Source organism: Robertmurraya siralis, from assembly GCF_005502275.1.
Classification (GTDB): Bacteria; Bacillota; Bacilli; order Bacillales; family Cytobacillaceae; genus Robertmurraya; species Robertmurraya siralis.
In genome coordinates this window covers 220,675-246,472 of the sequence record NZ_SWLZ01000003.1, presented here as the reverse complement: position 1 = coordinate 246,472, position 25,798 = coordinate 220,675, and the positions used below count along the sequence as shown (strand labels likewise).

The 25,798-nt window shown below is 37.5% G+C and carries 27 protein-coding genes; 19 read left to right on the top strand and 8 right to left on the bottom strand.

Annotation, left to right across the window (positions count from 1 at the left end):
• Positions 1-30: 30 nt before the first annotated feature.
• The gene (locus FCJ93_RS06225) at positions 31-960 is read left to right on the top strand and encodes an NAD(P)/FAD-dependent oxidoreductase (protein WP_137743149.1); all 930 of its coding nucleotides are present in this window, start codon (positions 31-33) and stop codon (positions 958-960) included.
• Positions 961-1,396: 436 nt separating this feature from the next.
• On the opposite strand, the gene sspL is transcribed toward FCJ93_RS06225, so the two are convergent.
• Positions 1,397-1,537 (bottom strand): small, acid-soluble spore protein L, encoded by a 141-nt coding sequence (gene sspL, locus FCJ93_RS06220; protein WP_095306475.1) that lies wholly within the window; start codon positions 1,535-1,537, stop codon positions 1,397-1,399.
• Between the two features lie 101 nt (positions 1,538-1,638).
• Between sspL and FCJ93_RS06215 the strand changes: the two genes are divergently transcribed.
• Both FCJ93_RS06215 and FCJ93_RS06210 read left to right on the top strand, forming a co-directional pair.
• A complete protein-coding gene (locus FCJ93_RS06215) occupies positions 1,639-2,130 on the top strand; it encodes a divergent PAP2 family protein (protein ID WP_095306474.1) in 492 nt (163 codons plus the stop codon).
• 35 nt (positions 2,131-2,165) lie between these two features.
• Positions 2,166-2,447 carry a DUF6123 family protein gene (locus FCJ93_RS06210; protein WP_235879428.1) on the top strand — a complete coding sequence of 94 codons (282 nt, stop codon included), beginning with the start codon at positions 2,166-2,168 and terminating at the stop codon, positions 2,445-2,447.
• Between the two features lie 152 nt (positions 2,448-2,599).
• Here the strand turns inward: FCJ93_RS06210 and FCJ93_RS06205 are convergent, their stop codons facing one another.
• The 3 genes from FCJ93_RS06205 to FCJ93_RS06195 all read right to left on the bottom strand — a co-directional run bounded on the left by FCJ93_RS06205 (position 2,600) and on the right by FCJ93_RS06195 (position 4,986).
• Entirely contained in the window at positions 2,600-3,535 is a 936-nt protein-coding gene (locus FCJ93_RS06205) for a DMT family transporter (protein ID WP_137743148.1), read from the bottom strand.
• A 1-nt stretch (position 3,536) separates the two neighbouring features.
• Positions 3,537-3,935 (bottom strand): reverse transcriptase-like protein, encoded by a 399-nt coding sequence (locus tag FCJ93_RS06200; protein WP_095306472.1) that lies wholly within the window; start codon positions 3,933-3,935, stop codon positions 3,537-3,539.
• Between the two features lie 373 nt (positions 3,936-4,308).
• Positions 4,309-4,986: a queuosine precursor transporter gene (locus FCJ93_RS06195; protein ID WP_095306471.1), complete on the bottom strand. Its 678-nt coding sequence runs from the start codon at positions 4,984-4,986 to the stop codon at positions 4,309-4,311.
• Between the two features lie 239 nt (positions 4,987-5,225).
• Here FCJ93_RS06195 and FCJ93_RS06190 point away from each other — a divergent pair, with 239 nt between their 5' ends.
• Both FCJ93_RS06190 and FCJ93_RS06185 read left to right on the top strand, forming a co-directional pair.
• Positions 5,226-5,885 carry a reverse transcriptase-like protein gene (locus FCJ93_RS06190; protein WP_095306470.1) on the top strand — a complete coding sequence of 220 codons (660 nt, stop codon included), beginning with the start codon at positions 5,226-5,228 and terminating at the stop codon, positions 5,883-5,885.
• Positions 5,886-5,931: 46 nt separating this feature from the next.
• Positions 5,932-6,108, top strand: coding sequence for a zinc-finger domain-containing protein (locus FCJ93_RS06185; protein ID WP_095306469.1), 177 nt, complete (start codon positions 5,932-5,934; stop codon positions 6,106-6,108).
• A gap of 76 nt (positions 6,109-6,184) precedes the next feature.
• Here the strand turns inward: FCJ93_RS06185 and cspD are convergent, their stop codons facing one another.
• Positions 6,185-6,385, bottom strand: a complete 201-nt coding sequence (cspD, locus tag FCJ93_RS06180; RefSeq protein ID WP_077213723.1) for a cold-shock protein CspD — start codon at positions 6,383-6,385, stop codon at positions 6,185-6,187.
• A 315-nt stretch (positions 6,386-6,700) separates the two neighbouring features.
• Between cspD and FCJ93_RS06175 the strand changes: the two genes are divergently transcribed.
• The 8 genes from FCJ93_RS06175 (at position 6,701) to FCJ93_RS06140 (ending at position 15,506) form a co-directional block, all read left to right on the top strand.
• Complete coding sequence (locus FCJ93_RS06175) at positions 6,701-7,672, top strand: HD-GYP domain-containing protein (RefSeq protein WP_095306468.1); 972 nt, start codon at positions 6,701-6,703, stop codon at positions 7,670-7,672.
• A gap of 695 nt (positions 7,673-8,367) precedes the next feature.
• Complete coding sequence (locus tag FCJ93_RS06170; RefSeq protein WP_095306467.1) at positions 8,368-9,294, top strand: metal ABC transporter solute-binding protein, Zn/Mn family; 927 nt, start codon at positions 8,368-8,370, stop codon at positions 9,292-9,294.
• A gap of 11 nt (positions 9,295-9,305) precedes the next feature.
• The gene (locus FCJ93_RS06165) at positions 9,306-10,055 is read left to right on the top strand and encodes a metal ABC transporter ATP-binding protein (protein WP_137743147.1); all 750 of its coding nucleotides are present in this window, start codon (positions 9,306-9,308) and stop codon (positions 10,053-10,055) included.
• 10 nt (positions 10,056-10,065) lie between these two features.
• Complete coding sequence (locus FCJ93_RS06160) at positions 10,066-10,998, top strand: metal ABC transporter permease (RefSeq protein WP_095306465.1); 933 nt, start codon at positions 10,066-10,068, stop codon at positions 10,996-10,998.
• Positions 10,995-11,873 (top strand): metal ABC transporter permease, encoded by an 879-nt coding sequence (locus tag FCJ93_RS06155; RefSeq protein WP_095306464.1) that lies wholly within the window; start codon positions 10,995-10,997, stop codon positions 11,871-11,873. Before FCJ93_RS06160 ends, FCJ93_RS06155 begins: the two co-directional genes overlap by 4 nt.
• 233 nt (positions 11,874-12,106) lie before the next feature.
• A complete protein-coding gene (locus FCJ93_RS06150) occupies positions 12,107-14,260 on the top strand; it encodes a DNA topoisomerase III (RefSeq protein ID WP_137743146.1) in 2,154 nt (717 codons plus the stop codon).
• 108 nt (positions 14,261-14,368) lie between these two features.
• Entirely contained in the window at positions 14,369-14,794 is a 426-nt protein-coding gene (gene mntR / locus FCJ93_RS06145) for a transcriptional regulator MntR (RefSeq protein WP_095306462.1), read from the top strand.
• A gap of 355 nt (positions 14,795-15,149) precedes the next feature.
• Positions 15,150-15,506, top strand: coding sequence for a DUF3139 domain-containing protein (locus tag FCJ93_RS06140; protein ID WP_137743145.1), 357 nt, complete (start codon positions 15,150-15,152; stop codon positions 15,504-15,506).
• A 255-nt stretch (positions 15,507-15,761) separates the two neighbouring features.
• Here the strand turns inward: FCJ93_RS06140 and FCJ93_RS06135 are convergent, their stop codons facing one another.
• Positions 15,762-15,971, bottom strand: coding sequence for a hypothetical protein (locus FCJ93_RS06135; RefSeq protein WP_095306460.1), 210 nt, complete (start codon positions 15,969-15,971; stop codon positions 15,762-15,764).
• Between the two features lie 267 nt (positions 15,972-16,238).
• Between FCJ93_RS06135 and FCJ93_RS06130 the strand changes: the two genes are divergently transcribed.
• On the top strand, positions 16,239-16,931 hold the full coding sequence (locus FCJ93_RS06130) for an AIM24 family protein (RefSeq protein WP_095306459.1): 693 nt from the start codon (positions 16,239-16,241) through the stop codon (positions 16,929-16,931).
• 299 nt (positions 16,932-17,230) lie between these two features.
• Here FCJ93_RS06130 and metA read toward each other — a convergent pair whose 3' ends face one another.
• Positions 17,231-18,139 carry a homoserine O-acetyltransferase MetA gene (gene metA, locus FCJ93_RS06125; RefSeq protein ID WP_137743144.1) on the bottom strand — a complete coding sequence of 303 codons (909 nt, stop codon included), beginning with the start codon at positions 18,137-18,139 and terminating at the stop codon, positions 17,231-17,233.
• A 158-nt stretch (positions 18,140-18,297) separates the two neighbouring features.
• Between metA and FCJ93_RS06120 the strand changes: the two genes are divergently transcribed.
• The 5 genes from FCJ93_RS06120 (at position 18,298) to FCJ93_RS06100 (ending at position 24,878) form a co-directional block, all read left to right on the top strand.
• On the top strand, positions 18,298-19,986 hold the full coding sequence (locus FCJ93_RS06120; protein ID WP_137743143.1) for a formate--tetrahydrofolate ligase: 1,689 nt from the start codon (positions 18,298-18,300) through the stop codon (positions 19,984-19,986).
• A 163-nt stretch (positions 19,987-20,149) separates the two neighbouring features.
• Positions 20,150-20,674: a hypothetical protein gene (locus tag FCJ93_RS06115; protein ID WP_095306456.1), complete on the top strand. Its 525-nt coding sequence runs from the start codon at positions 20,150-20,152 to the stop codon at positions 20,672-20,674.
• 91 nt (positions 20,675-20,765) lie between these two features.
• Positions 20,766-21,626 carry a DegV family protein gene (locus FCJ93_RS06110; RefSeq protein ID WP_137743142.1) on the top strand — a complete coding sequence of 287 codons (861 nt, stop codon included), beginning with the start codon at positions 20,766-20,768 and terminating at the stop codon, positions 21,624-21,626.
• A gap of 132 nt (positions 21,627-21,758) precedes the next feature.
• The gene (locus tag FCJ93_RS06105) at positions 21,759-23,645 is read left to right on the top strand and encodes an ABC-F family ATP-binding cassette domain-containing protein (RefSeq protein WP_095306586.1); all 1,887 of its coding nucleotides are present in this window, start codon (positions 21,759-21,761) and stop codon (positions 23,643-23,645) included.
• A 111-nt stretch (positions 23,646-23,756) separates the two neighbouring features.
• The gene (locus FCJ93_RS06100; RefSeq protein ID WP_137743141.1) at positions 23,757-24,878 is read left to right on the top strand and encodes a conserved virulence factor C family protein; all 1,122 of its coding nucleotides are present in this window, start codon (positions 23,757-23,759) and stop codon (positions 24,876-24,878) included.
• Positions 24,879-24,918: 40 nt separating this feature from the next.
• Here the strand turns inward: FCJ93_RS06100 and FCJ93_RS06095 are convergent, their stop codons facing one another.
• The gene (locus tag FCJ93_RS06095; protein ID WP_137743140.1) at positions 24,919-25,746 is read right to left on the bottom strand and encodes a polysaccharide deacetylase family protein; all 828 of its coding nucleotides are present in this window, start codon (positions 25,744-25,746) and stop codon (positions 24,919-24,921) included.
• Positions 25,747-25,798: the final 52 nt, after the last annotated feature.

Genomic DNA, 25,798 nt, shown 5'->3' with positions numbered 1-25,798 from the left:
ATAATTAAGGACTTGGAGGGCGTTTGTATAATGAATAGTAATTTTGATGTAGGAATAATTGGTGGAGGACCAGCAGGACTGAACGCTGCGCTTGTCTTGGGAAGGGCAAGAAGAAAGGTTGTTATCATTGATGAGGGAAGGCCGAGGAATCGAGTAACGAAAGAAAGTCATGGCTTTTTAACTAGAGATGGCATTGCACCGAACGAATTTAGAAACATTGCAAGAGACCAGTTAAGGAATTATCCATCAATTCAGTTTGTGGAAGATATTGCAACAGAGATTACAGGAAGGGATGGAGAATTTTTAATATCAACTGAAGAAGGAGCTGTTTACAAAACGAAAAAAATACTCTTTGCCGTAGGAATGAAAGATTTACCTTTAGATATTGACGGACTTTCTGAAGCATATGGAAGAAGTGCATTTGTTTGTCCATATTGTGATGGTTGGGAGTTAAGGGAACAATCTCTAGTTCTAATTGCGAAAGGTGATCGCGGTTTCCACGGAGTTAAAACTTTACTAGGTTGGACAAACAGCTTAACGATATGTACAAATGGTCCGGACGAGTGGACGGATGAGCAACGTGGGGAAATCGAGTTGCGTGGTATAAAGATATATAGTGCACCGATTAAGAAAATAGAATCGAAAGATGGCTTTGTACAACAAATTAAACTAGCTGATGGTACTCTTATTCCGTGTACAGGCGTCTTTTTTACACCAAAACTTACGATAGGATCAAAATTACCACAATCTTTAGGTTGTGAAATGAACGAAGCAGGAAGTATTGTTGTTGATTCATTTGGGAAAACAAACGTGCCTGGCGTTTATAGTGCAGGTGATGCTGCCTCAGAAATGTATCAAGTTATTGCAGCAGCGGCTTCTGGTGCAATAACGGCGATCCGAATAAACAGCGAATTGCTTGAAGAAACATGGGGAAATATAGAAAAAATAAATAGAATATAGCTTTTTGCTTTACAATTTTGTAGTTCATACGGTTTTTTGAGCACCCTTACTTTGAATCATTAAAGTTTTAAAAAAAAAAATCGTCGATGAAGCGCAAGCTGAAATAGATCGAGTTGTCAAAGTAAGATGTGAACGTATGAGCTGGTTTGATGTTACTGACATCAAATAAATACACTAGCAAGAACGGTGTGCAACGCATTTTTTGGTTGGTCTGTTAGTATTTTAGATAATATATGGTAAGATAATTTTTTAGGGAATCTTGCTGAACAAGATTGGAGTGCACCTCACTAATAAGGGAGAGGTGCACTTTTTATGTTGTTAAAGCAATTAAAGGTACTATCGTTTTGTATAAACCTTTTATCTCAAGTAAGCCAAAGCCAACAAATTGCAGGAACAATTGAAATTTAACTTTTCCGAAGATATTTTCTTTTCGTTTTTATATCTTTGTATTGCTTTTTTTGGCTCGATTTTCGAGCTCGCTTTTTGGGTTTTCTGTCAACTCAGCATCCTGTCCGTACCCTTGAGGGGTGAGGCCACCTGCTTTTTTTCCACGATTTCTTTGATCATGCTTTGCCATGCGAACACCTCCCTCAATTTTTAGTATTTGCAGCACTGTTTAAGCTCATACAGTGAATAGTTTCACTTCTTCATCATCACACTAGACTTAGAGGTGAGATGATGAATAAAGGTGTATATGTGGCCTTATTAAGTATTGGGCTTGCTCAAGGTTTAAAAATCCCCATACATTATGTGAAGGAGAAAGAATGGCGTCCTGAGCTCTTTTTTCAAACTGGTGGAATGCCAAGTTCGCATTCTGCAGGAGTATCCTCTTTGACAACGTATATTGCTTTGCAAAGGGGTTTCCCGACAATTGATTTTGCCCTCTCCCTTGTTTATGGTTTGATTGTGATGTACGATGCTCAAGGGATTAGACGTCAAACTGGTGAGCTGACGCTGAAGGTAAATGATTTAGGCGAGCTGATGGAAAAGGTCCATCATGATGAGACGGTTAAATTTGAACAAAAGACTCCGAAAAGATTAAAAGAAATGCTAGGGCATCAACCTGAAGAGGTAATAGGGGGTGCGTTGTTAGGTATTTTTACAGGCGTGATTGGACATTTAGTGACAAAAAAGAATAGAAAATTGTCGAATATTAAGATAAAATTTTAGATGAAATCATTCTCGTCAGAAAAAGAGAGTTTAATGTGGAGAGGAAAGTGGTTGTGGGCTTAGAAGATTATTTACAGTTGTTGAGTAGTAAAGGTTTTCAATTTGGTGAAGATGCAATCGGCTTTATTTATTTCGGGAAGCAGTATACCAATGCGTCTGATGAACTTGCTCGAACAGCGCTAGAGTTAACATTAAAGGCTCAAAAATCATTTGATGGCAGCTTCTATATATCATTATTGGAGCTATTAATGTCAAATCAAATTACATCGAGAAACGAAGCAATAAAGTTTATTAAAGAACAAAATATATTAGTCTAAGGCACGCTCTCGTGGGCGTGTCTTGAATTTTGTATGATTACTCGGTCTAGATGAAACGGAAGGAAGAGGCAAATTGTCTTCAAACGTTTCATCTAGTTTAGCAGGTGCTAATGGAAGACTTAGGGTGAAATCGTAAAAATAAAGCTAATTGTTTATATCGAAGGTGTTTTCGCCTTATTTCTTCTTTCCTTAAAGGAAAGTTTGGCAGAAGGCAGTTCGGCGAATATCATTCCAGTCAAAATAAGGAAACAACCAACGATGGCACTCAATGATAATCGATCATTCGCCCAAATATAACCAGTGATTGCGGCGAAGACAGGTTCCATGGCAAAAATAAGGGCAACTCTCGTTGGGGTTGTGAACTTTTGGAAGTTTGTTTGTGCTAAAAAAGCAAGAGCTGTTGCAAATACCGAAGTAATCAGCAGTGCAATTAGAACTTCTTGACTAAGGATAACCGCAGGTTGAAACACCAAGTGCCAATCTTCAAAGAATAAAGAATAGATGATGGAAAGAATGGCTACAGTCGAAATTTGGATAATTGTAAGTAGCAGTGCCGGATACTTGCTACAGTACTTCCCTGTAAAAACAATATGTAAAGCAAAGCCAATGGCGCAAATCAATACAAGTGCATCCCCTCTATTTAAGGCGGAAACATCAGTCATGGTTAGTAAATAAAGCCCAACTGTTGCCACTGAAACACCGAGAGTCGCGTTTTTGCTGGGATATAGCTTCAATAAAAAAAAGGAGAACAGCGGCACAAGAACAACGCTAAGGCCAGTAATAAAACCAGCCTTGGAAGAGCTTGTGTATAAAAGGCCAATCGTTTGTGTTGCATATCCTAAAAAAAGCCAGGCACCCATGAAAATTCCTGATAATAATAGTTTTGTATCCACCACAACAAGTTGTTTTCTTTCAAAGAGAAGAAGCCAAAACGCTAATAAGCAAGCGGCAACAAAGAAGCGAATTCCATTGAAAGCGATTGGTGGAAGGACATTTATTGCATTTTGAACAATGACAAAGGTCGCACCCCAAACAAGTGCAACCAATAATAAAGAAATATCAGCAAAAATCGTTTTCTTAGTCAACATTCTACCTCTTTTCTGTATTTTTCCGAATCGCTTCCCGTGCCAACTGATCAGCTTTTTTATTTTCTGAATGGGGGATCCATTTAATAAAAAACAAATCCAGTTTCTTGATTAACTGAAGCGCTTCTTCACAATATGGTACAAACGTTTTATTCTTCACGAACTCCTTCTCGATTGCCCGACTTACTAACTGTGAATCAGTGCGGAAGGAAACGATATGATAGCCATTTTCTATGCATATGTAGAGCGCCTTGATAAGCGCTTGAAACTCTGCCTCATGATTGCTCATATTTCCTAAGGGGATGGAATAATGGTCCGTTTTTCCATCCCCTTTGATAAAAATCCCTGCTCCGCTTGGACCAGGATTGCCGGCACTTGCCCCATCTATGTAAACTTCAATCAACTTGAAACCTCCTTGAAGTTAAATAATACCTCACAATGAATTATTATACATAGTTTATTGAGAAAAAAACATCTAAAAGGTGTAACAGTAGCTCAAACGGTAATCAAGCAGCTTTTATGTTCATTTATTTTTAAATAAATTGATCAGATTCACTGATTGACAGGTATATCAGGCAGGACTAAGGCTTTCAGTTTTTTAACTAGATCTGAATTTGTGATACTATGTATTAGACTGTGATTGGGTAGCTAACCCGTATTCATAGTCCATATTTTCTACCCCAGAAATGAAAAAACACCGAGAGAGTTCCTCAGATGCTTTTTTTGACACACTGAGATGCAGTAGCACCTGCTGGTTGTTAAAAGTAAAAAACATTTTACGCTTTTTTGGGAAAACGTTTTGCCAAGTACCCAAATGGGGTATCTATTATGGCGATAAGGAATTTCAACAAATAAGTAGTCAGGAAAATGTTCCACCATTCATTAATTGGATATACTCCTAGGAAAGCGATACTCGTAAAAACAGCAGTATCTAAAAGCTGACTAATCATTGTGCTTCCGTTATTGCGAATCCAAAATTGATGATCTCGTGGAAATTTCTTTCTTAAATAGGAAAAGATATAGACATCTGCAAATTGGCTAATCAAATAAGCACAGAGACTTCCTAATGCAATTCGGGGTAAGATTCCGAATATCGTTGCTAAAGACTCATGGGCAAAGTCAATTTCATGAGGCTGAAATAATAATACCATTTGCATAATAACAGTCATCGTAAGTAACGTGAAAAATCCTAGCCATACCGCTTTTTTGGCCTCGGTCTTACCGTATTTTTCGTTTAAAATATCGGTAACAAGAAAGGCCGTTCCGTACATTGTATTACCAAGAGTTGCGGTTAAACCAAAAATTTCAATTGTCTTGACAACTTGAAGATTGGCAAGCACGGTGGAGAAACCTATCCAAACAAATAAACCTGTTTTTCCGAAGAGACGGTAAAAAGCTAACACAAAAACAAAATTGATAAGAACAAAAATAAGACCAAACCATTCATTAAACATCAAACTTCCTCCTGTAGTTTTGATAATGCGGGAGTTCACGAACCGCATAGGATTATTCAATTGTCCTTGCCAATTATAACGATTTTTGAGCAAGCTGAAAACAATGTTTTGTTCCTAAAGCGATTTTTGCCACATTTCGGATGAAACAACCCGCCATTCAGTTATACTGAAAGGTGCTTGAGAAAATGAGCAAAAAATATAACAAAGCCAATTTTGAGTGGTTAGAAGGGTTTGATTAGATGAAATATAAAATTGAAATGATATATAAGATAAAAGGAAATAAACCGGTTGAGTTTTCCTCAGAGTGGTTAGATGCAGAAACCGCCATTCGTATTGGAGAGGACTTAGAAAAAACGGGTAAGGTTTTACAGTTTTTGTTTCTCGATGAAATGAACCATTCTTGGTCCATGAAAGAAATGCGGAAACTGACAGCAGAAATTGAAGAGGAACCACACGATCTCACGTTATATTTTGATGGCGGTTTTAATAAAAATACATATGAGGCCGGTATTGGAGCGATTATTTATTATAAAAAGGGGAAGAAAAAATATCGATTGCGTGCTAATCAACTGATTGAACAGATGGAAACGAATAATGAATCTGAATATGCTGCTTTGTTTTTCGCTTTAGATTTACTTGAGGATTTAGGTGTTCATCATTTACCTTGTAAGATTAAAGGTGATTCTCAAGGAGTTATAAAGCAATTAGAGGGAGAATGGCCTTGCTATGAAGAAAATTTAAACAAATGGCTCGATCGCATTGAGGAGAAGCTTGAACGTCTTGGACTTAAAGCGAAATACGAATTGCTCCCTAGAAATGAAAATAAAGAAGCTGATAAACTTGCAACACAAGCATTGGAAGGGAAATTAATTCATAGTACAATGGAGCTTAACGAGTAAAACTAGGCTTCAAAGTATTCAAAATCTAATTAGAGGAGCTGATAGCTTGAAGCGAAAAGACGTTTTAATAGAAGTTGAAGAACTTCTGAGCAGTTATTGCAAGGACTGTTTTTTACATAAATATCATAAAAAAGAAATAGGCAGAACGTATGCACACCGATTTTGCATTACCCAGTGTACAGTCGGAGAAAAAATAAAAACGGTTGGAAAGCAGTTAGAATAAATGGCAGCGGCAGTTGCAGAATCATAACGAAAGGCTGGTGAAATTTCACCAGCCTTTATGCTTATAATTTATTGGATTAGAGCTTAACTACGTTAGAAGCTTGTGGTCCACGGTTTCCTTCAACGATTTCGAAAGAAACTTCCTGACCTTCCTCTAGAGATTTAAAGCCTTCACCTTGAATAGCTGTGAAGTGTACGAATACATCATCTCCGCCTTCAACTTCAATGAATCCAAAGCCTTTTTCATTGTTGAACCATTTTACTTTACCATTTTGCATAAAAAAAATTCCTCCTAAGCCTTTAAAGACACAAAAAGTGCCAAGTAATATTACCATTAAACGATTTATAATAAGCCAATCGTTACCAAAGGCGGAAATAAATACTGTTTAATGATGTCTATAATATACATGATTGAATCCCAGTCGTCAAGCAATGAAAGCCTTTTTATAAGATGTAGACTAAAAATTCAGACAAAAGGATTTTTTTGAAATTTACCCTGATTCTTCTTTCATATATTTCCACTTTTTGTTATGATTTTCATAGATTTTCATAGAGTTTTTTTATTGTGAATAACTGGAAAAGTAGGTGAAGGGATGAAGAAAGATCAACCTTTTTCTAGGCAAAAAACACCTATGACAACTTCCGAAAAAGAAATGTTGATATGGAATACAGAATATCAACAGGAGACGAAGCAAATAAAAAAAACCTCAGCCATGTTAACTGAAATAACCGAGAGCATTGCTTCTGCATCAAAAGAAATGGAGACTTTTTTTAAACACGTAAGAGGAGGCGGGGACATTCCTTTGGGGGCGATAGAGGAAAAAATTATCCCTATCATTAAACAAGCTGCTGAAATTCCCCATATTTATCACCTTTTTTATGAATTAACTGAAAAGGAGCAATATACATACAGACATCCAATTGGTGTAGGCATTATCGCAACATTAATCGGAAGGTGGTTGAAATTAAAAGATGACGACCTAGAGGAGTTAATCCTTGGCGCTATTTTACATGACATTGGAAAGGCTTTAGTCCCGGCGAATATTTTAAATAAAGCTGGAAAGCTAACACGAGCAGAATATGAAATCATGTGTAATCATACTGTTTATGGCTATAATCTTCTGAAAAACACGAACGGGATTAGTGATAATGTGGCGTTAATAGCGTTACAGCATCATGAACGTGAAGATGGTAATGGCTATCCGATTGGACTTAAAGGCCCGCAAATCAGCTATTTTGCAAAAATAGTTGCGATTGCCGATGTGTTTCATGCAATGTCATCTCCGAAGGTATATCATGAAGCCCTCCCGTTCTATGGGATTATTAAGCAAATGGAAAAGGATACGTTTGGAAAATTAGATCCGATGATTGTATTAACTTTTTTAAACAAGATGATGGACAGTCTTGTTGGTAAAAAGGTGCTGCTTTCAGATGGCAGCATCGGAACAATTGTCCTTATTAATCCTTATGATCCGATCCGTTGCCTTGTCCAAACAGAACATCAACTTGTCGATTTAAAATATAATCATCAATTAATAATCGAAAGAATATTAGAGGATAAGTAAATTTTTTCAACGTCAACATTAAAATCTCAAGCTTATAAAGGTGTTCAAAAGTCAATGAAAGCAGACTTTTGGGCCCTTTTTTGTTTTTTAAGGCTTTTTAGACAACCTCTTCAGACTTAAGACAAACTCGATCTAATCAAATTTGCCTCAAGTTTTTTTGTTTAGAATATTCATGAAGAGTTTTGGAGAGGTGACAGAAAAATGATGACGAGAAATCTTATTAAAGAAAGAAACTCATTTTCAAATAAGCCTCCAATTCAAAGATGAGGACTTGCGGGAGTTCAATTTCCGAAAGCCGATTAATAGCGCCAATATAAATTAAACTGGCGGAAACCATTTGCTTTTTACTCCGCCAGAACAGGGGAGAACAGGTCTAGAAATTCTGCAAACAAATGCTGAGTCCATTAAGCGAACAAATGTTTTCTAAAGAAGGAAGTTCTCAATAAGTCGCTTAAGAGGGCGAATTTAGTCCGTGAATCTTTTTTAGGAAGCTCATTTTTACTCTACTACATATAAACAAAATAAAAAATTACTTGTTTTGGGTTGACAATTTTTTTATTACGCTTAAAATGTTGCGTATAGGAAACTTTTATAACCTGACCTAAAAAACATGTCCTAGGTTTAAAAAAATGAGGGAGGTTAATAAAAGTGGGTAAGGACAGACTGCTTTAAATTAAGAAGGGATGGTAGAGGAAATGCAAAAGATAATGAGGCTGTTATTGTTTTTTTCACTTGTTTTACTTGGAGCTTGCTCAAATGAAAGCACTGGTGTGGAAAAATCTGATGGGAAAATAATGGTGACAACAACGATCGGGCAGATTGCTGACGGGGTAAAAAATATAGGCGGAGACAAAGTAGAAGTTATCAGCCTTATGGGACCGGGAACTGATCCTCATTTATATAAAGCTACTCAAGGTGATATAGAAAAGCTCGAGAAGGCAGATATTATTTTTTACAATGGACTGCATTTAGAAGGTAAAGTTCTTGACGTTTTAAAGAAAATTAATGATAAGAAACCGACTTACGCTATTGGAGAAGTGATTTCTGAAGGAAGTTTACTTGAAGATACTGAGGATAGCAGTGCGGTCGATCCTCATATATGGTTTGACATCTCCTTATGGCAGCAAGCTCTTGAAAAAGTAAGGGATGGTTTAATTGAAATCGATCCGGACAACGAAGAATATTACTCCAAGAACGCAGACGACTATTTTTCAGAATTGGATCGTTTAAAAGAGTATGCGGAAGAGGAAATGGCAAAAATCCCATCTGAGCAAAGAGTGTTGGTTACAGCTCATGACGCATTTGGATATTTTGGGGCTGCTTACAACATGGAAGTAATGGGCTTACAAGGTCTTAGTACCGAGTCGGAATATGGTCTAGGTGATGTGCAAGAATTAGTAGATTTATTGGTTGAAAGAAACATTAAAGCAGTATTTATTGAATCAAGTATATCAGAGCGTTCCATTAATGCTGTAATCGAAGGAGCAAAGCAGAAAGGACACGAAGTTACGATTGGAGGAGAGCTATTCTCCGATGCCATGGGTGAAGAAGGAACGGAAGAAGGAACATATATTGGGATGTATCGACACAATGTCAAAACGATCACAGACTCATTACAGTAGGGGGGATGGAAATGAATCCAGTTGAAGTCCAAAATCTAACAGTTGCTTATCAAAAAAAACCAGTTCTGAAAAATGTGAGTTTTACTGTTCCGGAAGGAAAGTTGATTGGTATTATTGGTCCAAATGGTGCAGGTAAATCAACGCTAATCAAGGCTGTATTAGGGATGATCCCGAAGGCAACAGGCGAAGTTAGAGTCTACGATAAACTGTATCGTGCCAAAGAGCGAGTTGTTGGCTATGTTCCACAGAGAGGTTCGGTCGATTGGGATTTTCCGACTAATGCTCTTGATGTCGTTTTGATGGGGCGATATGGACATATTGGCTGGTTTAAAAGACCGGGAAAAAAGGATAAAGAATTGGCATTGAATTGTTTGGAAAAAGTTGGTATGCAAGAGTATGCAACTCGGCAGATTAGCCAACTATCAGGTGGACAGCAGCAAAGGGTTTTTCTCGCTAGGGCATTAGCACAAGACGCAAAGATTTATTTTATGGATGAACCATTTGTCGGTGTTGATGCCGCTACAGAAAGGGCGATTATAGAGTTATTAAATGAACTGAAACAACAAGGGAAAACAGTTCTTGTAGTCCACCATGATTTACAAACGGTTAAGGATTATTTTGACCATGTTATTTTGCTCAATATAAATGTTATAGCCGAAGGGCCAACAGAAGATACTTTTACTTTAAAAAATTTGCATCAAACTTATGGTGGAACATTAGCCTTTTTAGAAAAAGGTGATATTTTAGTAGGTCAGAAATGAGGTGGCGAAGATGGATGACGTGATTAAAATCAGTCTAGCAGATGCCAATACGCAATGGGTTCTTCTCGGGACTATTCTTTTAGGAATCTCAAGCGGTGTCCTTGGAAGCATTGCCTTATTAAGAAAACAAAGCCTAATCGGAGATGCTGTCGCACATGCTTCGCTTCCTGGAATTTGCGTTACTTTTCTTCTTTTGGGTGAGAAGTCATTATTTCCGTTATTAATTGGGGCTGCGATTTCAGGACTGTTGGCTACTTTTTGTATTCAAGCGATTTCATCGTATTCAATTATAAAGGAAGATACAGCGATAGGACTAGTATTATCCGTTTTCTTTGGGCTAGGAATTGTCCTTTTAACGAAGGTTTCGCAATCAAGCGTAGGCAATAAAAGCGGTTTAAATGATTTTATCTTTGGGCAAGCAGCAGCTCTTGTTGGCAGTGATGTAAAACTTATGGCAGGGGCGGCTGCGCTCCTCACCGTTATTACATGGTTACTTTTCAAAGAATTAAAGGTGCTGACCTTTGATCCGGAATTTGCTAAAGGTTTAGGCTTGCCTACAAAGCTATTAAATTTTGTTTTTTTAACATTGCTTGTTTCGGCAATTGTTGTTGGGATTCAAGCGGTTGGTGTTATTTTAATGGCTGCTATGTTGATCACACCAGCGATCTCTGCTCGGTATTGGACTGATTCTTTAGCCCGGATGATAGTACTTTCAGGAGTTTTTGGTGCGATTTCAGGAGTATTCGGAACCATATTCAGTACTTTTGGCACGGGGTTGGCAACAGGTCCGTTTATTGTTGTTACAGCAACGTTTATATTTTTTATTTCTTTGTTGTTTGCACCTGAGAGAGGGCTTCTCACAAAGTGGGTAAAGAGACTTCGTTTGAATAAACGTCTTCAGCATGAGTTGGTGCTTAGAAAAGAAGGGAAGAGCTATCAATGAGCTATGAAGCTTGGATTTTAATTGTTGGATCACTTGCAGGCATTTGTTGTGGAATTACAGGTTGCTTCTTAATTTTACGCAGGTTAGCCATGCTGGCAGATGCGATCAGTCATACGGTTTTATTAGGGATGGTCTTAGCTTTTCTTATCAGTCAAAGCCTGAATGGATTTTATATGTTGATTGGTGCAGCTGCAATTGGTGTGCTAACAGCTGTATTTGTACAACTTTTACACAGTTCAGGGATACAAGAAGATGCATCGATTGGAGTTGTGTTTACATTTCTGTTTGCAGTAGGTGTTATATTGTTAAGTTTATATGCGGATCATGTCCATTTAGACGTTGACCATGCATTGATGGGGGAAATCACCTTTGTACCGTGGGATCTTGTAAAGTGGGGGTTTTTGCCAGAATTACCAAAGGCGTTTTTAATGTTAACGACTGTGCTAATTATAAATCTACTTATCATTATCCTATTTTATAAGGAATTAAAAATTACTTCCTTTGATCCGCAAATGGCAGCTGCAATTGGTGTTCCTGTTCTGCTCATTCATTATATTTTAATGGGAATGGTTTCAATGACAACAGTAGCATCTTTCGATAGCGTCGGTGCTATACTCGTGGTAGCAATGCTTATTGCTCCCGGGGCTTCAGCTTATTTGCTTACCGATAAATTAAACATCATGCTCATCATGAGTGCTCTCCTCGGTGTTGCGGCTGCGATTATCGGCTATTATTTGGCAAGCTGGCTTGACGTATCTATTTCAGGATCTATGGCAACCGTGAATGGAGTAATTTTTGCCATCTTCTTCTTCTTTGCTCCCCATAAAGGAGTATTGTCAAAAAGATGGTCACAAAGGAAATTAAAGCTAACATAGAGGCCCCACATTTAGATGTGAGGCTTTTTTCTTTTTTTGAAAGTTCTTAAATAGAATTGTTGTTAAAATGATTTTGGGCTCATTGCCGGAATCAGAGAGAAAATGAGCCCAAAATCAACACCGGCATATAACAGAGCCTTTTGAAAAAATATTGAAATGTATTTTCGAAGATATCTAAATAAGGTACAATAGGAAAAGCATTTTATTTTATGAAATTGGAAGTGAGTCCCATAATGAAACTCATTATTGCGGAAAAGCCAGACCAAGGTTTAACGTTAGCATCTGTTTATAAAATGAAAAAAAAGCAAGGGTACATCGAAGTTCTCCCAAATGAAGTCTTCCCCAAAGGAGCATATGTCACCTGGGCAGTCGGACATATTACACAGCTCATTCCCCCTGAAAAATATGACTCAAACTGGAAAAAATGGTCTCTTCAAACTTTACCGATGCTCCCAGCTCAATTTCAATATGAAGTTTCCAAGGATAAATGGAAACAATACATGCTTGTGAAGCAGCTTATTGAAGATCCAAATGTGACCGAGATTATTCACGCGGGAGATGCTGGTCGCGAGGGAGAGTTGATCGTTCGCAATATCATCAGGCAAACAAAATGTCGGAAACCGATGAAAAGGCTTTGGATCTCCTCCTTAACCCCAAAAGCAATTCAGGAAGGTTTTCAAACATTGCTTACAGAGAACGAAACAAGAAATCTCTATTATGAAGCCTATACGCGTGCATGCGCAGACTGGGTTGTCGGTATGAATGCTTCAAGACTTTACAGCATTCTTCTTAAGGAAAAAGGCTTTTCAGATGTATTTTCTGTTGGGAGAGTACAAACTCCAACTTTGGCTTTAATTGTGAAAAGGGAGCATGAGATTGATACTTTTGTTTCAGAACCGTTCTGGGAAGTAAAAGCTAAATTTGAAATTAGTAAAAAGAAATATGAAGGAAAATGGGAGAAGGATGGTAATACGAGAATTGATACGAAAGAAATGGCTGAAAAAATCTCTGCTTTCTGTGAAGGAAAAAAGGCTCAAGTAGCAGATGTTCAAACAGAAAAAAAGGAATATTTGCCGCCGCTTCTTTATAATTTGTCATCTTTGCAAGCTGAGGCTAATCGACGTTTCAAATTTTCGCCGAAGAAAACATTGGATATTTTACAGAAGCTTTATCAGAAGGGTATCGTTTCTTATCCTCGTTCTGATTCTAGACATGTTACAAAAGGAGAGGCAGAGATGTTTCCTGAAATATTAGGCAAGCTTGAGCGGTATCCAGAATATCAAGAACTGTTTCCTCTCCCGAACACTTCAATTATCAATAACACTCGCTATGTGAATGATAAAAAGGTTACTGATCACTATGCGATTATTCCGACTGAACAGGTTCCTATATTGCAAAAACTAAGTTTTGATGAGCAAAAAATATACGATTTAGTTGCAAGAAGTTTGCTCGCAGCCCATTACGGAAAATCTATTATAGAGTATACAACCATTACGACATTAGTTGATGAAAGAGCATCTTTTCAATCAAAAGGTAAGGTTCAAAAAGAAGAAGGTTGGAGAAAAGTAATTCCTCAATTTGAAAAAGATAAGGATCCGAGTCTTCCTATATTAGAAAAGGGAGAAGTGGGCAAGGTTGTGAAAATAGAAGTAAAGGAAAGTAAGACACAGCCCCCGAAGCGTTATACGGAGGGACAATTAATTACTTTGATGAAAACGGCTGGGAAACAGATTGAAGATAAGGAGCTTGAAAAAGTCCTTATGAAAACAGAAGGTCTTGGTACAGAAGCGACGCGGGCAGGAATTATTACGATGTTAAAAGAGCGAAAATATATTGATATTCGTAAAAACCTTGTTTATGCGACGGTAAAAGCAAAAATCTTGATCCAGGCTGTCGGCGATGAAATATTAGCTTCTCCTGAAATGACAGCGAAGTGGGAGCAGCGTCTTAAAGAAATTTCAGAAGGACAGGCTCTCCCGAAACAATTCATGGAGCAAACGAATAAAATGATTGCTCATCTTATTTCAACAACTATAGAAGCAGCGGCAAAATGGAAATTTCCTGAAGAATTCATTGATGGTTTTGTTCCTGGAAAACAGCCAGGAAAACAACGGAGACTTCCAACAAAATTAGGAACCTGTAAAAAATGTAGCGGCGCCGTAATTGATAAAGGTACGTTCTACGGCTGTTCAAATTATCAAAAGACGAAGTGTGATTTTACTATTTCGAAAAAGATTCTTGGCAAATCGGTTACGCAGAAGCAAGTGAAGACCCTTCTTTCTGAAGGGAGCACAGAGCTGATCCACGGCTTTAAGAGCAAAGAGAAAACCTTTGATGCTAAGCTTGGATGGGATGATGTGAAGAAAAAGGTTAAATTCATTTTTTAATGGCAAACCTTCCTTTTCTTTCTTGTATCCCCTTTCTTTCTATAGTAAACTTTGAATATAAATAGAAAAAACTTTTGCGCTAACACAAAATTATTGGAGGGTGCACTGATGGCAACACCAAGTATGGAAGACTATATTGAACAAATCTATATATTAATTGAACAAAAAGGATATGCTCGCGTATCAGATATTGCGGAATCACTCTCAGTTCATCCCTCATCAGTAACGAAAATGGTACAGAAATTAGACAAAGATGAGTATTTAGTCTATGAAAAATATAGAGGATTTACGTTAACACCTAAAGGGAAAAAAATTGGAAAACGTCTAGTTTATCGCCATGATTTGCTTGAGGAGCTTCTTAGAACAATCGGAGTAATGGAAGAGAATATTTATAATGATGTGGAAGGCATTGAACACCATTTAAGCTGGAATGCCATCGACCGTATCGGTGACTTAGTACAATTTTTTGAAGAGGATGAAAGCAGGGTACTGGCATTACGAGAAATACAGAAAAAAAATGAAGTACAAGAATAAGAAGAAGGCTTGTTCAAAGTGGAGAAAAATTTTTTCTCCACTTTTTTAGCAATATGACCAAGCAAAGGGATATTCGCTTGCCCCGCTTCCGTCTTATATATTCCTGTGTTACCCACACTTATTTGCAAAAAAGCAGGCTCAGACGTTATGCTCAAAGATTCTCAATAGAAGAGAAGTCTGAATGCTCCCAATCAAGCCTAAAAGGCGCAATCAAGTCGGAAACATGCACAATCATGGTGAAAACAGGCTCAATCAAAGTTCAGACGCCTGCACTCAAAGGTTTTTGGTATTTTATGATAGAATTTTATCATGAGCAAGGATATTCTTGTTTTCTATAAAGGGTGTATGTTTAATTATGGAAGAAACAATAAAAAGTAGTATGAAAGTAAAAATTGTTATTCTCTTTTTTGCATTTTTAGCCGCACTAATCATGATTGTGGCAAGCATAATAGGTTATAGTATTTACAAGGAACATCAGGAACTGAATGAGTTAGAAAAACTAACTGAAGAATATCTTCTAAAAAAGTATGGTGAGGTGAATATTTTAGAAATTAAAACTGAATCATCTATAAAAGGTGAGCAACTTGCTTACGTTATTTTTGAGGATGAGCCTAATACTAGCTATATTTATGGAGAAAGTACAACAGGAATAATGCAAATTGGTCCAATGCCACCAAAAGATGAAAAGTCTCAATACAAGTATTTAGAATAGTGATTTTCATATCTACGTATAGAAGCTTAATAGGAAATAGAAGGTATCTCACAAATGAGTAAAAGCCAAAAATATGGTTACAGCAACTTTTTTGGCTTTTTGAAGTTCATGGATTTTTGGTTATTTCAACGTGTATATATCTTTATGAATGGTTTTTAAGAAAGACGTTTCTCTCTTTCAGTGATTGAAAGGATTGATGTAAACCGGAGAACCTCTTTTTATAAAAAGAGTTCAACTGGCTGGAATTAGGTTGATTTAGTAATATGACGGCAGATCTTCAAAGATGGTGTGATCAAATAAGATGTTGCCATTTTCCGGTTCTAACAATAGTACACCAGAAATTTTTTCATCAACTGCTTCTAACAGCGCTTTTCGATAAGAAATAATTCTTCCTTGAGATGTTTGAAAGCTGATAATATCACCTGAGTAATTTCGATAGACTGAAACAATTTCTTCTGCTGCCATTAAGTAAGTCTCCTTGTTTTAAGCTGTATAGAGCTTTTTTTATATTATTGTTATGATAAAACAAGGAAATATTCCTTAAAAATAGAAATTTATTCTGTAATAATAAAATATTTATTAGAAAAGCTTTGTTATATGTCGGTGTTGATTTTTCGCTCATTTTTGAAACCCAGGTTCATACAAAATGAGCCCAAAATCATTTTACCAACCATATTTGTTAACAACGCTATTAGAGAAATAATCATTATTATAGGACAGGAGCTGATGAGGATGAGTCGATACTCAATGAATGAATTTGTTAAGCAAACACAGCAACAAGATAAAGGAGAAGGTCTATTTGAACTTGAAACGCCGCGGATGCTGGAAATTAATTTGAATGGTCAAATATGGGCAAAAGCAGGTGCGATGATTTCTTATCGTGGAAATATTAAATATGAAAGAGAAGGGATTTTCGAGCACGGTCTCGGAAAATTGTTTAAAAAGGCATTTACAGGTGAAGGTACTTCGTTAATGAAGGCAACGGGAAATGGCAAACTTTATGTAGCTGATCAAGGAAAAAAAATAAGTATTCTACATTTGCAAGGTGAATCTATTTTTGTCAATGGCAATGATTTATTGGCATTTGAACCATCTATTGAATGGGATATAAAGCTGATGAGGAAAATTGCTGGAATGATGTCAGGTGGGTTATTTAATGTCCGTTTAGAAGGCAAAGGAATGATTGCGATAACTTCTCATTATGAACCTTTAACATTGTTAGTAACACCCAATCATCCTGTTTACACAGATCCTAATGCAACTGTGGCATGGTCTGGTTCTTTAACACCGGAATTTGTAACAGATATTTCTTTTAAAACATTCATCGGAAGAGGCAGTGGTGAATCGATTCAAATGAAATTTTCAGGGGAGGGCTTTGTTGTTGTGCAACCATATGAGGAAGTATATTTTTCTGACCAGCAGTAGTGAATTTCTAGCTATATAAGTACAATATTTAATCTTGTAAAAAAACAGTCTGACCAAAGCGAATGGTCAGATTGTTTTGATTTAGAAAAGGTTAGCCTTCGTCGAAGGGTGAGTCGTTTTGGTTTACCCCCATCCTGTGCAAGCAGCCTAACGTCTAACATGCTGAAGTAGCAGTAAAACTTCGGTTTTACAATTTTCGACAAGACATCAGCACGTAATTATTTGGAGGGCGTTCAGTGTGAAGAAAATCTCTTAACATATCTGTTTAGGAACTTTTCGCATTGGTGTGCATTCATTTTTTATTCCCAAATGTAAGGAGTTTCTTGGTACACATAATAGTTTAACCAGTTTGAGAAGAGAAGGTGGGCATGGGAGCGCCACCGGTTCAATGGCTGTTTATTTGGATCATTATTAGGAAAATAATGCTCAGGTAAATGAATGTTTAGTCCACGCTGTCTGTCACGATTATATTCCTCTCTCAAAGTAGACGCGTCATATTCTAAATGCCCTGTAATCATGATTTGTTTACCATCATTAGCGCTCATGATAAAGGGCCCTGCTTCCTCTGAGTAGGAGAGGAGCTTAATATCAGGGTGCTCGTTAATTTTATGTTGGTGAACATCGGTATACCTTGAATGGGGGGCAAAAAATTGATCATCAAATCCTCTTAATAGCTTTTCACTGCGATCATTTACAATGTGTGAAAAAACACCGGAACATTTGCGCGGTAATTCAAACTTTCCGATTCCGAAGTGATGGTAAAGAGCTGCTTGAGCACCCCAGCAAATATGTAAAGTGGAAGTGACGTTTGTTGTTGACCAAGTCATAATTTCCGTCAGTTCCTCCCAATAATCGACCGATTCAAACGGGAGCATTTCAACCGGAGCTCCAGTAATTATCATGCCATCAAATTTTCGATTTTTGATATTCGGGTAAGTCGTATAAAATTGGTCAAGATGAAGTTGACTTGTTGTTTTCGACTGATGTGTCGCCATTTGTAAAAAAGAAATATTTACTTGCAAAGGAGTGTTTCCTAACAATCGAAGCACTTGTGCTTCGGTTTTTTCTTTTTCCGGCATTAAATTCAGAATGATGATATTTAATGGTCGAATATCTTGTGTATTCGCTCGAACTTCATCCATAATAAAGATATTTTCTTTCTCTAAAACCTCTCGGGCAGGAAGAAGCTTCGGAATTTTGATTGGCAAGTGATCATCTCCTCGTTTGAATTTTCAATATTTAAATTATATAGCCGTTTATATGATGTATCAATCCTTTTGCAAAATTAAATCCGAATCCTTTGGACAAAAAGATGATACAATAACTATGTGGAAATCATCAATGAATGGTAATGGGGGTAAATGCTATGAGTGTAAATGTGAAATTTAAATCTGACATTGAAATTGCCCAAGAGGCCAAAATGGAGCCGATTATAAAAATTGCTGCAGAATTGAATTTAACTGAGGACGATCTCGAACTTTACGGAAAATATAAGGCCAAGCTTTCGTCTGAAACGATTCAAAAACTGCAGACAAAAGAATCAGGAAAAATCATACTTGTAACGGCAATTAATCCAACTCCAGCAGGAGAAGGAAAATCGACCGTAACAGTTGGTTTAGGAGATGCTTTACATAAATTAAATAAAAAAGTCATGATTGCATTAAGAGAACCGTCTTTAGGACCTACAATGGGGATTAAGGGGGGGGCAACTGGAGGAGGCTATGCCCAAGTTCTTCCGATGGAGGACATAAACCTTCACTTTACTGGCGATTTCCATGCAATTACAACGGCAAATAATGCATTGGCAGCCCTTATCGATAACCATTTACAACAAGGAAATGAATTGCGTATTGATCAAAGAAGGATTGTTTGGAAAAGAGCAGTTGACTTAAATGATCGTGCTTTAAGAAAAGTGATTGTGGGGCTTGGTGGACCGGTTCAGGGGGTACCCCGTGAGGATGGCTTTGATATTACAGTTGCTTCAGAAATTATGGCTGTCCTATGTCTAGCAACTGACTTGCAAAATTTAAAGCAAAGATTGGCGAATATGATTGTCGCGTATAATGTTGATAAAGAACCAGTAACCGTTGCTGATTTAGGAGTAGAGGGCGCATTAACATTATTATTAAAGGATGCAATCAAACCGAATCTCGTCCAAACAATTGAGCACACCCCTGCCCTTGTTCATGGAGGTCCATTTGCTAATATTGCTCATGGCTGCAACAGTGCGATCGCAACTGTTACCGCATCAAAACTGGCAGATTATGTAGTAACGGAAGCAGGCTTTGGGGCAGACTTAGGAGCGGAAAAATTTCTCAATATTAAAACAAGAGCAGCAGGTTTTAAACCAGAAGCAGTTGTGATTGTAGCAACCATTCGGGCGCTAAAGATGCACGGTGGCGTTGCGAAGTCAGAACTGGCAAATGAAAGTATTGAGGGGCTGAGAGCAGGCTTTGAAAATTTAAGAAAGCACGCTGAGACTATTCAAAGCTTTGGACTGCCATTTGTTGTGGCAATCAATAAATTTATTACTGATACTGATAAGGAAGTAAATACCCTTCTCGAACTCTGCGAAAAATACAGCCTTCCAGTTGAACTGACAGAGGTTTGGGAAAAAGGGGGAGCAGGGGGAATCTCCCTTGCACAAAGAGTACTTGAAGTAATTGAAAAGGGTCAATCTAATTTCTCACCGTTGTATCAATTGGCTGATTCTATTGAGGATAAAATTACAACGATCGTTCAAAAGGTTTATGGAGGTTCAAAGGTTGAATTCTCGTCAAAAGCCAAAAAACAATTGGCAGACTTTGAACGCTTTGGCTGGAGCAATTTGCCTGTCTGTATGGCAAAAACACAATACTCATTATCCGACAATCCAACAAGGTTAGGAAGGCCAACAGACTTTACTGTAACGGTTCGAGAACTTAAACCGTCTATTGGAGCTGGCTTCATCGTTGTATTGACAGGTGATGTCATGACGATGCCCGGTCTTCCTAAAGCACCAGCCGCGTTAAAAATGGATGTTGATGCGGATGGGAATCCGATAGGCTTATTTTAAAGTTAGTAAAAATAAAAGAAAAAATACTTTCGACATGGAAATAGTACAATAGATCCAATAGCTTGAGCTTTTTTGTAACTTCCTTGGCAAAGAAAGAAGGTTTGTCGCAAGTCTGGAGCGGCAGGGGTGACCCTGTCGTTTATTTTATGAAGGAGTGAGGGATATGTTTGATCCAACCGCATTTGAAAATATGAAGGTGGTTCTTGAAGGGGCATTGTATGATCGGGATTTGGAAGGAGAAATATCGATTCTTGATCGCAATGACCTCATTAACCTTGCAAAGCTTTCAAGGCATTATGAGATCACTTTTTCTAATCGTAATGGTAACGGGGTTTCATGTACGTTTATATTAAAAGCTGCGCTAGAAAATCTTGCGGCTGAACTGCATCCGAACATAAAAAACGAGGCACTTGCAGGTGCGAAGGTTCTCGTCGTTTTTAAGCTTGAACATGAAAATAACCAAGAATTACATCAGAGGATAAATGAGCTTCTTATCGATATATGGGGATCAGAGCGAACATTTACTCAAAAAATCAGCTACAATCCGTTAGAAGATTGCAGCACCATTACGAAAGAAATTTTTCTTGATTTCAATCGCCTTGTCCTTGAGGATCAAATTGATGATTTATTAATGATGTTAGACTATATAGTCGATTCACTTCAAAAAATAAATACCCTTTTAGCATAATCACGCTAGCGCTCTCCCATCCATGTGTGTAAAATAAAATTAGCATCTAATTTTAGTATCTGGTCTTAATTAAAGTTTAGGGGGAGAGCGTTTGAAAAGAATAGCATGGGTTACAGACAGTACAGCAAGTTTAGATCAAGAACTGAAACAGCATTCAGATTTGTATGCGGTTCCAATGTCAATATTGCTGGATGGTGAACAATTTTTAGATCATATAGATTTAACATCAGAACAATTATTTCAAAGGTTGAAATCGTTAAAGTCACCACCGAAAACTTCGCAGCCGTCTGTAGGAGAATTTAAACAATTATTTGATAGACTTAAAAGAGATTATGATGTGATTGTCCCGATTCTCGTCTCGGCAAAGCTAAGTGGAACGGTTTCATCCAGTGAACAAGCTGCTCAGTTAGTTGATATTCCTGTGATCACAATCGACTCTAAAATCCTTTCATACCCGTTAACAGTCCAAATCAAGCAAGGAATGAAATGGCTGAGGGAAGGGTTTCCAGTTGAAGCTATTAAGGAAAAAATTGAACGCTTGCGAGAAACATACGAAGCTTATGTGTTGGTTGGTAGCCTTGAACAACTTCATCGCAGCGGCAGAATGTCTGGACTAAGATATTTTCTTGGGAGTATGTTGAACATAAAGCCTATTATTCAAGTAGCTGATGGCGAACTTACGATTAAGGATAAAGCGCGCAGTGAGAAAAAGGCCAAGGATAAAATCGTGAATTACTTGCGCGAATTTTATGAAAAATATAACTTTAAAGAAGTATATATTTTATACGGCTTACATCAAAGAGCCGCTTTAGAATGGAAGAATGAACTGGAGCTGCATTTTCCTTCCCTGCACTTTAGCTGTCATCCATTAGGGGCGACGATTGGTGTTCATGCTGGTGAAGATACGATTGGAATTAGTTGGTATAATGGTTTGCAAAGGCCAGATAAATAGTCTTCGATAAGGATTTGGAATAAGCGGTTCTGAATCCTTTTTTGATGAGGACGAGCATCTCTCAATGTACAAGGACTGGTTTCATTATGATAAAATAAAGTGTGAGTAATTTTGATGATTGGATTGGTTTTTATGCAAATATTAACGATAGATAATTTGACGAAAACATATGGAGAAAAAGAATTATTTCAAAACATCTCCTTTACGATAGCTGAAAAAGACCGGATTGGACTCATTGGAGTTAATGGCACGGGAAAATCATCATTGCTGAAAATTGTCGCAGGTGTTGATCTGCCTGATGGCGGTGAAGTGATGATGCCAAAGGATTATAGAATCGCCTATGCTTCTCAATCTCCGATACTTGATGAGAATTTAACTGTATTAGATCAAGTGTATGCTGGAGAGTCAGCGCTCCTTCGAGTTGTAAAAGAATATGAGAGAGCTTTATTGGATTTAGAAAGGGATCCACATCACGAGCGAAATCAAGCAAGGCTTTATGAGCTTCAAAGAAAGATGGATGCCGTTGACGGTTGGGATGTTAGCACGAATGCCAAAACCATCTTAACGAAACTTGGAATAGTGGAATTTAATAAAAAGATTGCCGAGCTTTCAGGAGGGCAAAAGAAAAGAGTTTCTTTGGCACAGGTTTTGATTCAAGCAGCTGATTTATTAATTTTAGATGAGCCTACTAATCACCTTGACTATGAGTCGGTTAAATGGCTTGAAGAGCACTTAAGCAAGTATAGCGGCGCATTGCTGCTTGTTACCCATGATCGTTACTTTCTCGATCGAGTTACAAACCGCATGTTCGAGTTAGATAGGGGAAAGCTATATAGCTACAAGGGGAATTATGCTGCCTTTCTTGAAGCGAAAGCGGTCCGAGAAGAAAATGAAGCAGCAACGTTAGAAAAAAAACGAAATTTATTTCGTCGTGAGCTGGAATGGATTCGTCGAGGAGCAAAAGCACGGACTACAAAACAAAAAGCAAGAATTGGGCGCTTTGAAAGCTTAGATGAACAAATTTCTTCTGTCAAGTCTGGCGATAAGCTGGATATTTCACTTTCAGGCAGCCGTTTAGGAAAGCAAGTTTTTGAACTGAAAAAGGCGAATAAATCTTACGGTTCTCAAGTAATCTTAAAAGATTTCGATCTACTAGTGAAACCGGGGGATAGAATAGGGATCGTTGGTAGAAATGGTACGGGAAAATCGACTTTATTAAACACTTTAGCAGGAAAACTCCCGTTGGATTCAGGAGAGTATGTGATCGGGCAAACTGTTAAAATTGCTTATTATACGCAGGAAAATGAGGATTTGGATGAGAGTAAAAGAATGATCGAATATTTAAAGGAAACGGCACAAGTCGTTACTACTGCTGATGGGAAGACGATTTCAGCAACGCAAATGCTTGAACGGTTCTTATTCCCATCTTTTACTCATGGAACTCCGATTCGCAAGCTTTCAGGGGGGGAGAAACGACGATTATATCTCTTAAAAATCCTTATGTCAGAACCGAATGTCTTATTGCTTGATGAGCCAACCAATGATCTGGATACACAAACATTAACGGTGTTGGAGGATTATTTAGAAGACTTTCCAGGGGTCGTTATTACGGTTTCCCACGATCGTTATTTTCTTGATAAAGTGGCAGAACAACTGCTTATTTTAAATGGAGATGGAAATATTGAATCATTTTATGGAAACTATACAGAGCTATTAGAAAGTCAGTTTGCTAACCAACAGATTAAGCAATCAAGTCCCTCAAAGGATAAAGCGGCGGTCGAAGAGAAGCCAAAAAAGAAAAAGATGACGTATAAAGAGAAAATGGAATGGGAAAAAATCGACGAGGATATTGCTAACGTTGAAGCGCGACTCAAAGAAATCGCGGAAGAAATGACACAGACGGGCAGTGATTTTGAAAAGGCACAGGCTTTGATGAACGAAGAAAATACCTTAAATGAAAAGCTAGAACATTTTATCGAAAGATGGAGTTACTTAGCTGATTTAGCTGAAAATGAATAATGATTTGCTTTTCGAGCACATTTTGTGTTTCAAAAGCTTTCTTATGTTACGATAAATGTAAGTAAATCTGTAATAGTAAGGCGTGTAATTGCCGGTAAAAAGGGTGAAATTATGAAAATTAAATCTATTGAACCTACTCCGAGTCCAAATACAATGAAAATCAATTTGGACGAACAGCTTCCAATGGGAAAAAGCAATAATTATAAAAAAGAAACGATGTCAGGGGCTCCTCTAGTAATACAGGATATTTTGCACATCGAAGGAATAAAAGGTGTCTATCATGTTGCTGATTTTTTAGCGATCGAACGCAATGCTAAATTCGATTGGAAAGATCTTCTTCCGCAAGTGCGAAGGGCTTTTGGAGAAGAAGAAGGAGATAATTCTGAACGGCAAAGTATGGATGAGCATTTTGGCGAAATCAAAGTTCAAATTCAAATGTATAAAGGGATCCCTCTTCAAGTGAAATTGACCGATGGTACTGAAGAAAAACGCTTCGGTATGCCCGAACAATTTACGAAATTAGTGGCAGAAATTGAAGATGATGAGAACTATATTTTACAGCGAAAATGGAAAGAACACGGAGTTCGTTATGGTGAATTTGCTGAAATTGGACAGGAAGTTGTCGAAGAGCTAATTGCAGCATATCCAGAGGAACGGCTGCAAGAAATATTGCGACAAGCAAAGAGTACTGATCCGGTCGTTCAGTTCCAACCGCGTAAAAAAATAAAGGTAAATCGAGATGATTTAAATGAGCCAAATTGGCAGAAGCGCTATCAGCTGTTAGAACAAATGGAAGATCCAACTTTGGAGGATTTACCTCTATTAGATAAAGCTCTGTCTGATGAAAAAGCATCGATTCGAAGATTAGCGACCGTCTATTTAGGGATGATTGAAGATAAACAGGTTTTACCGTATCTTTATAAAGCATTAAAAGATAAAGCTGTAACTGTTAGAAGAACGGCAGGTGACTGCTTGTCGGATTTAGGATTTACTGAAGCGGCAGATGAAATGGCGCTAGCATTACAAGATAAAAGTAAACTTGTACGCTGGAGAGCAGCGATGTTCCTTTATGAGGTGGGGGATGAAAGGGCTCTTCCGGCCTTAAAAGCCGCAGAAGACGATCCAGAATTTGAAGTTAGCATGCAAATTAAATTGGCCATTGAAAGAATTGAGCATGGTGAAGAAGCGAAGGGTTCTGTTTGGAAGCAAATGACAGAAATGAGAAATAAATAAACAATTAATAAGCACAGACCAAACCTGGTCTGTGCTCATATTATGAATGAATTTGAAATTGTACGGGAATATCATTTTCGTTAATTGGTAAAAATTCATAACCTAAATCTTTAAGTTCCTCAATAATTTGTGGTAATACCTTAGCCGTAATCTCTTTATCATGAAAGAGGATAACTGGGACTTTGTCTTTTTTTAATAATTTTTGCACTTGAGTTAATACAGATTGTGTAATCGTCTTCGGGTTATCGATTTTCCAATCGTTGCTATCTACGTTCCAATCCCACATTACGTAATCTGCTTTATCAAGTTCTATTTTTTGGGCGGATGTTAAATTAGGAAAGCTCCCAAATGGCACTCTCACAATTTTGCTCGATTTCCCAGAAACGGACTCTAATGTTTTAGCGCAAGTATCCATTTCTTCTCGAGGCGATGTCATGGTTTTATAGAAATTCGAAACTCGATGAGTCACACCATGGCAGCCAATTGCATGTCCATCTGCAACAACGTTTTCTACAATTTCAGGCCTTTTAATCATATTTTCATTGAGCATAAAAAAGGTTGATTTAATTTGATGAGTATGAAGAATTTTTAAAATTCCTTCTGTGTATTCAGTTGGACCATCATCAAAGGTTAAATAAATCACGCGGGCAGCACTTTTCGTTTGAAAAAACGTGTTTAATGAATTTCCTTTTACTTCGATATTCATTAATTTTGTTTTGTGAATGCGATAGGTGCTTTTATTGATTGTAGTGGCTTGTACTTTTGCTTCAAGAGAAAGATGTTTTCCTAAAATCATAGATGAAGAGAAAATAACAATTGTAATGCAAAATAAAGTGGTAAATATAATTAGTCTTTTTCTAGGTGTCATGCTTAGGACTTCCTCTCCTACAATATATCTATCTTTAATAATAGGACAATAG

Excerpts from the sequence above, each read along its gene's own strand:
- FCJ93_RS06215 (WP_095306474.1), top strand. The coding sequence starts at position 1,639 with ATGAATAAAGGTGTATATGTGGCCTTATTAAGTATTGGGCTTGCTCAA.
- FCJ93_RS06205 (WP_137743148.1), bottom strand. The coding sequence starts at position 3,535 with ATGTTGACTAAGAAAACGATTTTTGCTGATATTTCTTTATTATTGGTT.
- FCJ93_RS06175 (WP_095306468.1), top strand. The coding sequence starts at position 6,701 with ATGAAGAAAGATCAACCTTTTTCTAGGCAAAAAACACCTATGACAACT.
- FCJ93_RS06105 (WP_095306586.1), top strand. The coding sequence starts at position 21,759 with ATGCAAATATTAACGATAGATAATTTGACGAAAACATATGGAGAAAAA.
- FCJ93_RS06150 (WP_137743146.1), top strand. The coding sequence starts at position 12,107 with ATGAAACTCATTATTGCGGAAAAGCCAGACCAAGGTTTAACGTTAGCA.
- FCJ93_RS06100 (WP_137743141.1), top strand. The coding sequence starts at position 23,757 with ATGAAAATTAAATCTATTGAACCTACTCCGAGTCCAAATACAATGAAA.
- FCJ93_RS06095 (WP_137743140.1), bottom strand. The coding sequence starts at position 25,746 with ATGACACCTAGAAAAAGACTAATTATATTTACCACTTTATTTTGCATT.
- FCJ93_RS06225 (WP_137743149.1), top strand. The coding sequence starts at position 31 with ATGAATAGTAATTTTGATGTAGGAATAATTGGTGGAGGACCAGCAGGA.
- FCJ93_RS06170 (WP_095306467.1), top strand. The coding sequence starts at position 8,368 with ATGCAAAAGATAATGAGGCTGTTATTGTTTTTTTCACTTGTTTTACTT.
- sspL (WP_095306475.1), bottom strand. The coding sequence starts at position 1,537 with ATGGCAAAGCATGATCAAAGAAATCGTGGAAAAAAAGCAGGTGGCCTC.
- FCJ93_RS06115 (WP_095306456.1), top strand. The coding sequence starts at position 20,150 with ATGTTTGATCCAACCGCATTTGAAAATATGAAGGTGGTTCTTGAAGGG.
- FCJ93_RS06135 (WP_095306460.1), bottom strand. The coding sequence starts at position 15,971 with ATGGCAGCAGAAGAAATTGTTTCAGTCTATCGAAATTACTCAGGTGAT.
- mntR (WP_095306462.1), top strand. The coding sequence starts at position 14,369 with ATGGCAACACCAAGTATGGAAGACTATATTGAACAAATCTATATATTA.
- FCJ93_RS06140 (WP_137743145.1), top strand. The coding sequence starts at position 15,150 with ATGGAAGAAACAATAAAAAGTAGTATGAAAGTAAAAATTGTTATTCTC.
- cspD (WP_077213723.1), bottom strand. The coding sequence starts at position 6,385 with ATGCAAAATGGTAAAGTAAAATGGTTCAACAATGAAAAAGGCTTTGGA.
- FCJ93_RS06190 (WP_095306470.1), top strand. The coding sequence starts at position 5,226 with ATGAAATATAAAATTGAAATGATATATAAGATAAAAGGAAATAAACCG.
- FCJ93_RS06165 (WP_137743147.1), top strand. The coding sequence starts at position 9,306 with ATGAATCCAGTTGAAGTCCAAAATCTAACAGTTGCTTATCAAAAAAAA.
- FCJ93_RS06160 (WP_095306465.1), top strand. The coding sequence starts at position 10,066 with ATGGATGACGTGATTAAAATCAGTCTAGCAGATGCCAATACGCAATGG.
- FCJ93_RS06130 (WP_095306459.1), top strand. The coding sequence starts at position 16,239 with ATGAGTCGATACTCAATGAATGAATTTGTTAAGCAAACACAGCAACAA.
- FCJ93_RS06155 (WP_095306464.1), top strand. The coding sequence starts at position 10,995 with ATGAGCTATGAAGCTTGGATTTTAATTGTTGGATCACTTGCAGGCATT.
- FCJ93_RS06120 (WP_137743143.1), top strand. The coding sequence starts at position 18,298 with ATGAGTGTAAATGTGAAATTTAAATCTGACATTGAAATTGCCCAAGAG.
- FCJ93_RS06195 (WP_095306471.1), bottom strand. The coding sequence starts at position 4,986 with ATGTTTAATGAATGGTTTGGTCTTATTTTTGTTCTTATCAATTTTGTT.